At 70.9% G+C, this 12,550-nt stretch carries 12 protein-coding genes; 5 read left to right on the top strand and 7 right to left on the bottom strand.

Going from position 1 to position 12,550, the window contains the following annotated elements; all coding sequences use genetic code 11:
- The first annotated feature begins 5 nt into the window (after nucleotides 1-5).
- The 4 genes from ABEA33_RS25950 to ABEA33_RS25935 all read left to right on the top strand — a co-directional run bounded on the left by ABEA33_RS25950 (nucleotide 6) and on the right by ABEA33_RS25935 (nucleotide 5,330).
- Entirely contained in the window at nucleotides 6-2,765 is a 2,760-nt protein-coding gene (locus tag ABEA33_RS25950) for an AAA family ATPase (protein ID WP_345530024.1), read from the top strand.
- An 84-nt stretch (nucleotides 2,766-2,849) separates the two neighbouring features.
- A complete protein-coding gene (locus ABEA33_RS25945) occupies nucleotides 2,850-3,674 on the top strand; it encodes an alpha/beta fold hydrolase (RefSeq protein ID WP_345530023.1) in 825 nt (274 codons plus the stop codon).
- A gap of 33 nt (nucleotides 3,675-3,707) precedes the next feature.
- On the top strand, nucleotides 3,708-4,538 hold the full coding sequence (locus ABEA33_RS25940; RefSeq protein WP_345530022.1) for an alpha/beta hydrolase: 831 nt from the start codon (nucleotides 3,708-3,710) through the stop codon (nucleotides 4,536-4,538).
- Nucleotides 4,539-4,541: 3 nt separating this feature from the next.
- Nucleotides 4,542-5,330 carry an MBL fold metallo-hydrolase gene (locus ABEA33_RS25935; RefSeq protein ID WP_345530021.1) on the top strand — a complete coding sequence of 263 codons (789 nt, stop codon included), beginning with the start codon at nucleotides 4,542-4,544 and terminating at the stop codon, nucleotides 5,328-5,330.
- A gap of 4 nt (nucleotides 5,331-5,334) precedes the next feature.
- Here the strand turns inward: ABEA33_RS25935 and ABEA33_RS25930 are convergent, their stop codons facing one another.
- The 5 genes from ABEA33_RS25930 to ABEA33_RS25910 form a co-directional block, all read right to left on the bottom strand.
- Nucleotides 5,335-5,883 (bottom strand): hypothetical protein, encoded by a 549-nt coding sequence (locus tag ABEA33_RS25930; RefSeq protein WP_345530020.1) that lies wholly within the window; start codon nucleotides 5,881-5,883, stop codon nucleotides 5,335-5,337.
- Between the two features lie 108 nt (nucleotides 5,884-5,991).
- Nucleotides 5,992-7,455 carry an RNA polymerase sigma factor gene (locus tag ABEA33_RS25925; RefSeq protein WP_345530019.1) on the bottom strand — a complete coding sequence of 488 codons (1,464 nt, stop codon included), beginning with the start codon at nucleotides 7,453-7,455 and terminating at the stop codon, nucleotides 5,992-5,994.
- Between the two features lie 194 nt (nucleotides 7,456-7,649).
- Nucleotides 7,650-8,189 carry a nitroreductase family protein gene (locus tag ABEA33_RS25920; protein ID WP_345530018.1) on the bottom strand — a complete coding sequence of 180 codons (540 nt, stop codon included), beginning with the start codon at nucleotides 8,187-8,189 and terminating at the stop codon, nucleotides 7,650-7,652.
- A 50-nt stretch (nucleotides 8,190-8,239) separates the two neighbouring features.
- Entirely contained in the window at nucleotides 8,240-8,812 is a 573-nt protein-coding gene (locus ABEA33_RS25915; protein ID WP_345530017.1) for an HhH-GPD-type base excision DNA repair protein, read from the bottom strand.
- A 113-nt stretch (nucleotides 8,813-8,925) separates the two neighbouring features.
- Nucleotides 8,926-9,327 (bottom strand): universal stress protein, encoded by a 402-nt coding sequence (locus ABEA33_RS25910; protein WP_345530016.1) that lies wholly within the window; start codon nucleotides 9,325-9,327, stop codon nucleotides 8,926-8,928.
- A 144-nt stretch (nucleotides 9,328-9,471) separates the two neighbouring features.
- On the opposite strand from ABEA33_RS25910, the gene ABEA33_RS25905 reads away from it, so the two are divergent.
- Nucleotides 9,472-9,915, top strand: a complete 444-nt coding sequence (locus ABEA33_RS25905) for a hypothetical protein (protein WP_345530015.1) — start codon at nucleotides 9,472-9,474, stop codon at nucleotides 9,913-9,915.
- Nucleotides 9,916-9,919: 4 nt separating this feature from the next.
- Here ABEA33_RS25905 and ABEA33_RS25900 read toward each other — a convergent pair whose 3' ends face one another.
- Nucleotides 9,920-11,383 (bottom strand): glutamate-cysteine ligase family protein, encoded by a 1,464-nt coding sequence (locus ABEA33_RS25900; protein WP_345530014.1) that lies wholly within the window; start codon nucleotides 11,381-11,383, stop codon nucleotides 9,920-9,922.
- A gap of 9 nt (nucleotides 11,384-11,392) precedes the next feature.
- On the bottom strand, nucleotides 11,393-12,529 hold the full coding sequence (locus ABEA33_RS25895; protein WP_345530013.1) for a carboxylate-amine ligase: 1,137 nt from the start codon (nucleotides 12,527-12,529) through the stop codon (nucleotides 11,393-11,395).
- Nucleotides 12,530-12,550 lie beyond the last annotated feature (21 nt).

Below are 12,550 nucleotides of genomic sequence, written 5' to 3'. Positions count from 1 at the left end.
CTGGCATGGCGAACGGGCAGTCGGCGGGCGGCCTTCCGGATGAGAACGGTGACCTCCTGGGACGTGCAGACGAGCTCCGCCACCTCCGGCACCTGGTCGGCACGGCGCGCAACGGCCGCGGCGGGTCGCTGGCAATCACCGGTGATCCCGGGATCGGGAAGACATCGCTGCTGACGGCTGCGACCACCGGCCTGGTCGGGATACAGCTGGTGAGCGTCGATGGGTACGAGACCGAGTCGACGATGCCGTACGCCGCGATCCAGCGGCTCCTGACTCCCCTGCAGGCGCACTTGGCGGAGCTGCCGGCACGGTTCCAGCAGGCTTTGCGCACGGCGTCTGGCGCGGCCGGGGGTCCGCCACCGGACCGCTTCCTGATCGGTCTCAGTGTCCTCGGCCTGTTGGGTGCGGCCGGCCAGGCGACGCCCGTCGTCGCCGTCGTGGACGACGCACACCTGCTCGACCGGGAGTCGCTCGACGCCCTGGCCTTCGTAGGCCGCCGGCTCGAGGCCGAGTCCGCAGCTTTGCTCTTCGCCGGGCGCGAGGTGCCCGAGTACACCGAGCAGATGGTCGGCGTGCCGTCCCTGCGGCTGAGTGGCCTCTCCCCCGACGTGGCGGTCAGACTGCTGACCCGGTCGGTCTCCGGGGCGATCGACCCGGCTGTCGCGATGCAGATCGTGACCGCGACCGGAGGCAACCCGCTCGCCCTGGTCGACCTGGCCGACGACCTCACGGTCGCCCAGCTCACCGAGTCGAGCTTCGGCGACGAGCCGATCCCCGTCGGCCGGCACCTGGAGTCGTTCTACCTGCGCCAGGTCCGGCTGCTCGGCGACGACGTACGCCTCTGGCTGCTGGTGGCCGCAGCCGACTCCACCGGCGACGTCGACCTGATCACTGCCGCCGCCGACCTGCTCGGGCTGCCCGGGGACGCCGGTGACGGCGCGGAGGCGGCCGGTCTGGTCGAGCTCGGGCAGACGGTTCGATTCCGTCACCCGTTGGTCCGCTCGGCGGCGTACAACGCGGCGCCCGGCAAGGACCGGCGCTGGGTGCACCGGGCCCTGGCCACGATGGCGGAGAAGTCGGACCTGAGCGAGCTCGAGGCCTGGCACGCCGCCAAGGCCACGCTCGGCACCGACGAGCAGGTGGCCCAGCGGCTCGAGGACGTCGCAGACCTGGCAGCCGAGCGTGGCGGCTTCGCCTCCCGCGCCCGAGTGCTGATCCGAGCCTCCTCTCTCACCCCGCAAGGCCCGCGCAAGTACGCCCGCCTGGTGGCAGCCGCCGAGGCGGCGCTGCAGTCTGGGACCGCGCAGCTGGCCAAGAACCTGATCGACGAGATCGACGAGGACGCCCTCGACCCGGTGGCCCACGGTCGACTGACCATGCTCGGCGCCGAGCACTCCCTCTTCACCGCCGCCCCGACGGTGACCCGCGGGAGCGCGGACCTGCTGGCCGCCGCCACGCTCTTCCACGGTGAGGACGACGCCCTCGAGCAGCGTGCACTGATCAAGGCCTGGGAGTGCGCACTGCCCTCGGAGCGCCTGACCACCGGACTGACCTGGACCGAGCTGGGCGAGCGGCTGCGGGACGGCGCCGAGGTGCGCCCGGGGTGTGCGGCCACGATCCTCCGCGCACTCAGCGCGCTCGTCCTGCTGCCGTACGACGACGCGGTGCCGATCATGCGGGAGGCGCTGGACGCCTACGACACGATGGACGAGGAGCAGATCCTCACCTACGGACACAGCAGCGTCGCGCTCGCGACGGCGCTCTGGGACAACGACGCCCGGCACCGCTGCCTGGAGCGCTGCGCCTCGGCCGCCCGCGACGCCGGCTCGTTGCAACAGCTCGACAGCGCCCTGTGGGTGCTGTCCCTGACGGAGGTGGTGGGCGGCACTCCGCGCCGGGCGGTTCGCTACATGGAGCAGGTGCGCGAGCTGCGCCGCGCCATCGGGTACGACGCCGAGCACGTCGTCAACGTGGCCGTGCTGGCCTGGTCGCCGGCGACCCGTGACCAGGTGCTCGGCCTGACCGAGATGATCCTCGCCATGGGCTTCGGGGGCGTCCATGCCAGCGCCGTGTCCGCCCTCGCGGCCGTGGACCTCGCCGACGGCCGCTACGAGGAGGCCTATGCGCACCTGAAGCCGCTCGTGGACGACCCGTTCTTCCACGTGACCCCGATGACGTGGCCGGACTTCGTGGAGGCTGCGGTCCGCACCGGTCGGGTCGAGGAGGCTCGGGCCTTCGCCGACCAGCTCGACGAACGTGCTCTCGCGAGCGGCACGCCGTGGGTGCGGGGCGTGGCGGCCAGGTCCCGCGCGCTCGTCTCCGACGACGACGCCGCGGAGCCTCACTTCCGGGCCGCCGTCGCGGCCCTGGAAGGCACCCGTGCCACGGTCGAACTGGGGCGTGCGCATCTCGTGTACGGCGAGTGGCTGCGCCGCCGCAAGCGTCGCAAGGACGCCCGGGCCCAGCTGCTCGCGGCCGCCGAGGTGCTCGCCGGCACCGGCGCCGAGCCGTTCGTCCGGCGGGCGAACGGGGAGCTCGAGGCGGCCGGCGAGCCCGTCCGCAGCCCAGGCGACGGCCGGCTGCCCATGCTGACGCCGCAGGAGCAGACCGTGGCCGAGCTGGCCGCCGCCGGGAGGACCAACGCCGAGATCGGCGCCTCGATGTTCCTCAGCGCCAACACGATCGACTACCACCTGCGCAAGGTCTTCCAGAAGCTCGGGATCTCCTCGCGGCGCCAGCTCTCCGATCGACTCGACCGCTCCTAGCGGATCACGACTACGTACCACACGTGGTCCGCGGCGTCCCCGGCACGACCACGCTGGTGGCACCACTCGACCAAGGAGGCACCCATGCCCCACGTGACCACCGACGATGGATCCCAGATCTTCTACAAGGACTGGGGCACCGACGGTCCCCCGGTCATCCTCAGCCACGGCTGGCCCCTGAACGCCGACGCCTGGGAGGCCACCGCGCTCGTGCTCGCCGAGCACGGCTTCCGCGCGATCGCGCACGACCGGCGCGGACACGGCCGGTCCAGCCAGACCTGGCACGGCAACGAGATGGACACGTACGCCGACGACCTCGCCTGCCTCATCGAGAGCCTCGGCCTGACCGGGGTCACCCTGGTCGGCCACTCCACCGGCGGCGGCGAGATCGTCCACTACGTCGGGCGCCATGGCACCGAACGGGTGGCCAGGCTCGTCCTCGTCAGCGCCGTACCGCCGCTGATGCTGCAGACCGACGACAACCCCGAGGGCCTGCCCATCGAGGTCTTCGACGGGATCCGCGCCGGTGAGCGCTCGAACCGCTCACAGCTCTACCGCGACCTGGCCGACGGGCCGTTCTTCGGCCACAACCGCAACGGGGACGTCGCCCAGGGGTTCCGGGACGCGTTCTGGCTCCAGAGCATGGCGTGCGGGCACCGCGGCGCCTATGAGTGCATCGCCGCCTTCTCGGCGACCGACTTCCGCCCGGACCTGGCCAAGATCGACGTCCCGACCCTGGTCATCCACGGCGACGACGACCAGATCGTGCCGTTCGAGGTCGGCGGCAAGCGCTCCGCCCGGCTCATCGAGGGCGCGGTGCTGAAGGTCTACGAGGGCGGTGCTCACGCCCTGCCCGACACCGACCGCGAACGCCTGCACACCGACCTGCTCGAGTTCCTCAACAGCTGACCCGACGTCCTACCAACAGTCAGGAGCACCACCATGACCGACTTCATCCCCGACACCATCGTCCTCGTCCACGGCCTATGGATGACCCCGCGCAGCTGGGAGGGCTGGGTGGCGCACTACGAGGCACAGGGCTACAACGTCCTCACGCCGGCGTACCCCGGCTTCGAGATCGAGGTCGAGGCGCTGCGCGAGAACCCGGACGTCATCGCCAACCAGACGGTGCCCGGGATCATCGACCACATCACCGCGCTGATCAACGAGCTCGACCAGCCGCCGATCATCATGGGTCACTCCTTCGGCGGGACGATCACCCAGCTGCTCCTGGACCGGGGCCTCGGCTGCTCGGGCGTGGTCATCGACTCCGCCCCGACCGAGGGCGTGCGGGTCAACCCGGTGTCGCAGGCCAGGTCGCTCTTCCCGGTGCTCAAGAACCCGGCGAACCGGCACCGTGCCGCCGGATTCACGCCCGAGGAGTTCCACTACGCGTTCACCAACACGCTGAGCAAGGAGGAGTCCGACAAGGTCTACGACCGCTACCACATCGCGGCGCCCGGCTCGTTCGTGTGGGAGTTCGGCCTGTTCGCGAACTTCAAGCCCGGCAAACAGGACACCTGGGTCAACTACGGCAACGACGACCGCGCGCCGCTGCTCTTCATCGCCGGCGGCGCCGACCACATCATGCCGCCGTCGGTGAACAAGTCGAACTTCAAGCACTGGAAGAAGAAGTCGAAGGCGCTGACCGAGTTCCACGAGTTCCCCGGCCGCTCGCACTGGACGTGCGCCGAGCCGGGCTGGGAGGAGATCGCTGACACCGCCCTCTCCTGGGCAGTCGTGCACGCCTCCGCGCACGCCTCGCAGGCCTGAGCCGTGACCGTCCCCGTGCGCCTCACCCACATCGGCGGTCCGACCCTGCTGGTCGAGGCGCACGGGTGGCGGATCCTCAGCGACCCGACGTTCGACCCGCCCGGTCGGCGCTACGGCTTCGGCTGGGGTACGTCGTCGGTGAAGACCGCCGGACCCGCCGTACCTGCGGACGACCTGGGTCCGCTTGACCTGGTGCTGCTCAGCCACGACCACCACGCCGACAACCTCGACGACGCCGGCCGGGCGCTCCTGCCCGGTGCTCGGTCGGTGGTCACCACGCCGTCGGGTGCCCGGCGACTGGCTGCGGCGAACACCCAGGGCGTGGCGCCCTGGTCGACCGCCACCGTCAGCGCGCCGGGCCTGCCCGACCTGACCATCACCGCCACCCCGTGCCGGCACGGACCGCCGCTGAGCCGGCCGATCGCCGGGGAGGTCGTCGGCTTCGCACTGCAGTGGGCCGACGACCCGGCGGTCGTGTGGGTCTCCGGCGACACCGTCCTGTACGACGGGGTCCGCGAGGTCGCCTCGCGGTTGCAGGTGGACGTCGCCGTGCTGCACCTCGGGTCGGTCCGATTCGGCCTCACCGGGCCGTTGCGCTACTCGATGTCAGGCCGCGACGCGCTGGAGCTGCTCGCGCTGATCCGCCCGCGCGTCGCCGTACCCGTGCACTTCGAGGGGTGGAGCCACTTCTCCGAGCAGGAGGAGGCGCTGCACGACGTGCTCGACACGGCCGACGCCGACGTACGCGCCCGGCTGCGATGGCTGACGCGGGGCGAGCCGCTCGACGTGTGACAGGTCAGGCGCTGGCGAGCGGGCCGGTCCAGGAGCGCGGCTCGCCGAGCCAGTCGACGACCGGGTGCGAGGAGTCGAACTCGTCGCGCATCTTGACTCCGATCCGCACGCTCGCCGGCGAGCCCAGGCAGTCGCGAGCGGCCGCGAACCGCAGTCGGTCCTCGGCGAAGTCGAGCCGCACCCGGTGGTCGCAAGTCAGCGGCTCTCCCACTGCCTCTCCCCCGCGCACCTTCATCAGCTGGAAGTCGGTGCCCGCCTGGAGCCCGGTGGTGAGAAGGAACTCGGCACCGGCACGGTCCGACCGGGTGTCGATGAGGATGGTCAGCCCCGACGGCCCACCGGTCGAACGGCGACGGAGGTCGGTGAACCGGACCCCGACGACGAGCTTCGCGGCGCGGTGGTCGACCACGACCGCGCGGATGTCGGTGAGTGAGGCGGTGGCATCCGCCGGGTCGGCGTACCTGGCCTTGTCGGCGTACGCCGGTCCGGCGACGACGGTAGTCACCGCCAGCGCGGCGACGACGATCGCTAGGACCCGAGTCCTGTGCTTCATGAGTACCTCCGGCAGTGGGTGTACCCCTCAGACTCCTCAGGTACCCAGTTGGTTGCAATCCCGCGGTTGAAATCCGGAGGGTGTGCATTCCCGGGCGAGCCGACCCGATCAGTCCAGGTAGTCGCGCAGGACCTGCGAGCGCGACGGGTGCCGCAGCTTCGACATCGTCTTCGACTCGATCTGGCGGATCCGCTCGCGGGTCACGCCGTACACCTTGCCGATCTCGTCGAGGGTCTTCGGCTGGCCGTCGGTCAGGCCGAACCGCATGCTGACGACGCCCGCCTCGCGCTCGGAGAGCGTGTCGAGGACGGCGTGCAGCTGCTCCTGGAGGAGCGTGAACGACACGGCGTCGGCCGGGACGATCGCCTCGGAGTCCTCGATCAGGTCGCCGAACTCGGAGTCGCCGTCCTCACCGAGCGGGGTGTGCAGCGAGATGGGCTCGCGGCCGTACTTCTGGACCTCGATGACCTTCTCGGGCGTCATGTCGAGCTCCTTGGCGAGCTCCTCCGGGGTGGGCTCGCGGCCCAGGTCCTGGAGCATCTGGCGCTGCACGCGGGCGAGCTTGTTGATGACCTCGACCATGTGCACCGGGATGCGGATCGTGCGGGCCTGGTCGGCCATCGCGCGGGTGATGGCCTGACGGATCCACCAGGTGGCGTACGTCGAGAACTTGTAGCCCTTGGTGTAGTCGAACTTCTCGACCGCACGGATCAGACCGAGGTTGCCCTCCTGGATCAGGTCCAGGAAGAGCATGCCGCGGCCGGTGTAGCGCTTCGCGAGCGATACGACGAGACGCAGGTTGGCCTCGAGGAGGTGGTTCTTGGCGCGCTTGCCGTCCTCGGCGATCCACTCGAACTCCTCGTGGAGCTTGCCGGACATCTTGGCGCCCTTGGCGAGCTTCTCCTCCGCGAAGAGGCCAGCCTCGATCCGCTTGGCGAGCTCGACCTCCATCTCGGCGTTGAGGAGGGGGACCTTGCCGATCTGCTTCAGATAGTCCTTGACCGGGTCGGCGGTCGCGCCGGCGACCATGACCTGCTGCTCGGGCTCGTCGGTGTCGTCGGCGGCCGAGACGACGAACGTGGCGGACTTCTCGTCCTCCTCGATCGTGGGGTCTGCCTTGACGTCCTTCTCGAACTGCTCGTCCGGGAGGTCGGGGAGGATCTTCTTGCCGTCCGGACCGAGGACGACCTCGGTGACGGCGATCTCGCCCTCGGCGTCGGCCTTCTTCGCCGGCGCGGCCTTCTTGGCGGGTGCAGCGGCCTCCGGCTTCTCAGCAGCCTTCTTCGCGGGAGCGGCCTTGGTCGCCTTCGCGGTGGTCGTCTTGCGGGTCGACGTCGCCGCGACCGCACGGGTCGTCGCCACCGGCAGGTGCACGGAGATCCCGAGCGAGCTCAGGTGGCCGAGCAGCGCCTTGAGGTGACGCGGCTCGACGGCCGCGTCCTCACTGGCCTGCCGCACATCCTCGGGGGTGAGCGACCCGGTCGGCGCCCCCCGTTCGATGAGGGCCACGACTGCCGGGTGGGTGAGCACTTCGGCGGGGAGCAACTTGCGCGCGTTCGAGGACACGAACACCTCTCGTCAACGACGGTCAAAACAGATCTAGGGCGCGGCCCGTCCCGGAGACGTCAAGAGCCGCGATGAACATTCTGCCACGCACCCCCTGAGAATCCGGCAACCGGGGCGACCGGTCCGGTCCTCGTCTGGACCATGCTCGGCCGGTGCGCACCGAGATCGACCCGCAAGTGGCGCCCGGAGCCGAGGCCGGTTCACAGCCCAGGGGAATCCTCCAGCACGAGGTCGACGAGCTCGCGCCGTCCGCGAGGCACGGCCGGGACCCCGGACGCCGTCATCTGGATGATGGCCGGGTACCCGAGTGCGAGCAGGTGGCGCGGGCGCCAGTCGGCGGGGAGGTCCACGATGCTGCGCGCAGCATCGACGTTCTCCTCGGGGAACAGGGTTGCCGGGCAGCTTCCCAGGCCGAGCGCGGCCGCGGCGATGACGATCGACTGGGTGATCCTGCCGACGTCGAACTCGCTGTCCGCGTACTCGTTGTGCACCGAGGACAGCACCAGGACGACCGGGGCATCCGCTACGAACTGCGCGTAGGCCCCCAGGCCGGACAGCCGTCGGAGGGTGGATCGATCACGGACCGTCACGAACCTCCAGGGTTGGCGGTTGCGTGCCGACCCGGTCCAACGCGCGGCCTCGAGAAGGCGACGCACGACCTCGTCCGAGACGGTCCGGTCGAGGTCGAACGTCCGCAGCACGGGGCGTCTGATGAGTGCTGCGACGTCATCCAACTCCACGAACGCAACCATAGATCGGCACCCCGGGCGCCTCGGACCAACGGCTCGTGTCAGCCGGCCTGCGCCTTGGCCTCGGCCTTCTTCTGCTTCTTGAAGTCACGCACCTTCTGCAGGCTCGCGCCGTCGACGACGTCGGCCACGGAGCGGTAGCCGTCCTCGGCGTACGCACCCACGACGGCCTCCCAGCCGTCTGGTCGTACGTCGAGCTGCTTGGCGACCAGCGCTACGAAGATCTGGGCCTTCTGCTTGCCGAACCCGGGCAGCGCCTGCATCCGCTTGAGGAAGTCGCGGCCGTCGGCCGCCTCGGTCCAGATCCGCTCGGCGTGCCCGTCGTACTCGTCCTCGACGATCTTGGCGAGCTCCTGCAGCCGCGCGGACATCGAGCCGGGGAACCGGTGGATCGCCGGCGGCGTGGAGCAGAGGGCGGCGAACTCCTCCGGGTCGGCGGCCGCGATCCGCGCCGGCTCGAGGGTGCCGAACCGGTCGAGCACCTTGGCCGGGCCGCGGAATGCGTGCTCCATCGGGTACTGCTGGTCGAGCATCATCCCGACCAGCAGGGCGAAGGGGTCGTCGGTCAGCACCTGGTCGGCGGCGTCGTCACCGGTGATGTGGATCGTGGCCATGCCCCCATCTTGCCGCAGACCTCCGGGAGGTCATGCGGATGGAGCAAGCGGACGCTCCATCCGCATGACGTTGCGCGGCGTATGACGTTGCGCGAGGCAGCGATTGCCCCGGCTCACTCGGCCTTGACCGCCAGCACCGGGCAGTGGGCGTCGAGCAGGATGCGCTGGGCGTTGCTGCCGAGGATCAGCTTGCCGACAGGCGAGCGGCGGCGCAGGCCGATCACGATCAGCTCGGCCTGGCTGGCCTCGGCGATGCTGATCAGGTCTTCGGCGGGCTCGAAGCCACGCACCAGCTGGCGGATCTCGTAGGGCACGCCGGACCCGTCGAGCACAGAGCGAACGGCACCCATCTCGCGGTCGGCCTGGGTGGCGGCATCCTGGTCGAAGTCGGCGCCACCTCGCTGCGAGTTCACGACGACCAGGCTGGCCGACCGGAGCTTCGCCTCGGCGATGGCGGTCTGCAGCGCGGCCTCACCCTCGGGCTTGGGCACGTACCCCACGACGACGGTTCCCATCGATCCTCCCAAGGTGGTTGCTGCCGAACGGGCCGGGAGCCCACCGGCACCGTAACCGATCCAGCTGCGGGCATGCAGCCTGTGGACGAGCCGGGCGCGCGCCGTACGGATGGGGCAAGAGTGAGGGACCGCCGACGACGGGAGGTGAGCGCGATCGACGGCATCCACGAGCCGCTGACCCGACCGCTGCACACCGTGCTGCGCCGGGCCGTCGCCGACCACGCGGCCCGCGAGCGGCGCCGGGTCCACCCGCCCCTGCTGCACGTCGGCTGGCCGGGTGGGCCGGAGGACGTGTTCGTCGTCGGACCGGACGAGGAGCTCGACCACGCGCTGCGCACCGACGTCGTGGCCGCGCTGCTGCACACCTCACGCCGGCACGCGCCGGTGGCGGGCGCGGTCCCGATGCTGTGGCTGACCCGATCGGGTCCGCTCGAGGTCGGGGACCTCGACCTGGCCTGGCTCGCCGCGGCGCGCTCGGCCAGCAGCGAAGCCGCCGTCGACCTGGTGCTCGTGGTGGTCACCCGCCGGGGCTGGTTCGACCCGCGCACCGGCGTACGGCGGGAGTGGAAGCGGCTGCGCGAGCGGTGAGGAGTCAGTCCCACGTGTGCGCGGGCTCGTTGGTATGCATCCGGTCGCGGTAATCGAGCAGGGCCGCCCGCAGCGCGTCGTAGCGGTCCCGGTTGCCCTCGGCACGCACTCGCTGGACGAACCACTCGGCGCCGTTGGTGTTGAGCAGGCAGCGCTGCTCGATGATCCCGAGCAACCGGTCCGACTCCTCGGTCGACGCGCCCCACGACGCGAGCCCTTCGCGGGCCATCGGCAGCAGCCGCCGCAGCACCAGCTCCGTCGCGCGCACCTGGCCCACCCCCGGCCAGTAGACGTGGGCGTCGATGCCCTGGCGCGCGGCCACGTGGAAGTTCTCCTCAGCGGCGCTGAAGGACATCTGCGACCACAACGGTCGCTCGCTCTCGGCGAGAGCTCGCACCAGGCCGAAGTAGAACGCGGCGTTGGCGATCGTGTCTGCGACGGTCGGCCCGGCGGCCAGCAGGCGGTTCTCGACCCGCAGGTGGGGCACTCCCCCGGCGACGTCGTAGACCGGGCGGTTCCAGCGGTAGATGGTGCCGTTGTGCAGGCGCAGCTCGGGGAGCCGGGGGGTGCCGCCGTCCTCGAGCACCGCCAGCGGGTCCTCGTCGTCGGTGACCGGCAGCAGCGCCGGGAAGAAGCGGACGTTCTCCTCGAACAGGTCGAACACCGAGGTGATCCACCGCTCGCCGAACCACACCCGTGGGCGGACGCCCTGCGCCTTCAGCTCCTCGCTGCGGGTGTCGGTCGCCTGCTCGAAGAGCGGGATCCGGGTCTCGCGCCACAGCTCCTTGCCCAAGAGGTACGGCGAGTTGGCACCCACCGCCACCTGCACCGCCGCCATCGCCTGGGACGCGTTCCAGTACGCCGCGAACTGGTCCGGCGAGGTCTGCACGTGGAACTGGGTGCTGGTGCAGGCGGCCTCGGGCACGATCGAGTCCGACCTCGAACGCAGCCGCTCGGTCCCGTCGATGGCGATCGTGATGTCCTCGCCGCGGGCGTTGAGGATCTGCTCGCTCAGCAGCTTGTAGCGCGGGTTGGCGCTCAAGCTGCCCATCCCCATGTGCCCCTCAGCCAGGGTCGGCAGGATGCCGATCATCACCATGTGCGCGCCGATGGCGGCCGACTTCTGCTCGGCGTCGTTGAGGCTGCGCCGCAGGCTCTCCTCGAACGTCGTCAGCCCGCCCTCGCGCAGCTTCGCCGGGGCACCGTTGATCTCGATGTTGAACTGCCCGAGCTCGGTCTGGAAGTCGGGGTCGGCGATCGCCTCCAGCGCCTCGGCGTTCTTCAGCGCCGGGTCGCCGACCTCGTCGACGAGGTTGAGCTCGACCTCGAGCCCGGTCATCGGGTCGTCGGTGTCGAAGCGCGCCTCGCGCAGCATCCGGGCGAACACGTCGAGGTTGCGGCGCACCTTCTCCCGGTGGCGCGTGCGATCAGCGCGGGAGAACTCCTGAGCAGCTACCTCTTCGCCCATGGCCTGACCTTAGTGCCCAACCTGGGCGTTCCAGGATGCTTCCGTACGGCGGATCAGGTCGTCCACGACCGCCGCGACCTCGCCGGTGCGCTCGTAGGCGGCACGCTGCCGGGTGGCGCCGTTGTCGCTGACACAGCGCTCGAGCAGGAGCCCGACGCGATCCAGGTCGCCGGCATCCTCGAGTGCGGGTCGCAGCTCGGCGACCAGCGTCTCGAGGACCTCGCGGGCCGGCCGGAGTCCGTTGGTCGTCGGGTCGACGAGCGTGTCGGACATCCCGAAGCGTGCGGCTCGCCACTGGGCGGCCCGCAGCGTCTCCGCGCGCCAGCGCAACGGGCGCCGGCCCGCGTGCTCGGCCCCGGCCGCTGTCTCGACCAGTGCCCGCACCAGCGCCACGATCCCCACGGCGATCTCGGGCTCCGTGCAGACGTCGCAGATCCGCACCTCGACGGTGGGGTGCTCGGCGGAGAGCCGGGCGTCGTAGTAGAGCATCCCCACGTCGCGGGCCGCTCCGGTCGCGATCAGCATGTCGCTCACGGCGGCATAACCCTCGACGGAGCCGAACGGCTCGGTCGGACCTGCGCTCGGCCAGCGGGACCACACCTGCGCCCGCCACGATGCGTAGCCGGAGTCGCGGCCGTCGACGAACGGGGAGTTCGAGCTCAGTGCCAGCAGCGTCGGCAGCCACGGTGCGATCCGGTCGATGACGGCCACGCCCTCCTCGTCCGAGGAGACCTCGGTGTGCACGTGCATCCCGCAGGTGCCGCCCGTGCGCGCCACCTCGCCGTACATCGCGACCATGTCCAGGTAGCGGTCGTTGGACGTGACCACCGACCGGTCTCCGCCCAGCGGCACGATCCCGCAAGCACCCGCTCGGAGATCGGCGGCCCGTGCGGCCTCACCGGCTGTCCGTCGTCCGGCCACGACCTGCGCGAGCACCGCGTCGAGGTCGCTCTCCGGGTCGGTACGGGTCTCGAGCTGGTGCCGGAACAGCTCCTGGTCCAGCTCGTCGGTGGCCGCGCGCGGCAGCCGGCGGCCGTGGCCGTGCTCCCGGAACTGCTTGAGGACCGAGGGGGCCGCGGCGACCACCTCCCGGGTCGCGGGGTCGAAGAGCAGGAGCTCTTCCTCGACTCCCACCGTCCGCGCCATGCCCCTGCACTACCCGGCACC

It is taken from the genome of Nocardioides endophyticus, assembly GCF_039543845.1.
Classification (GTDB): domain Bacteria; phylum Actinomycetota; class Actinomycetes; order Propionibacteriales; family Nocardioidaceae; genus Nocardioides; species Nocardioides endophyticus.
Note: the sequence above shows the minus strand (reverse complement) of the source record. Positions and strands in the feature narration are given on the sequence as shown.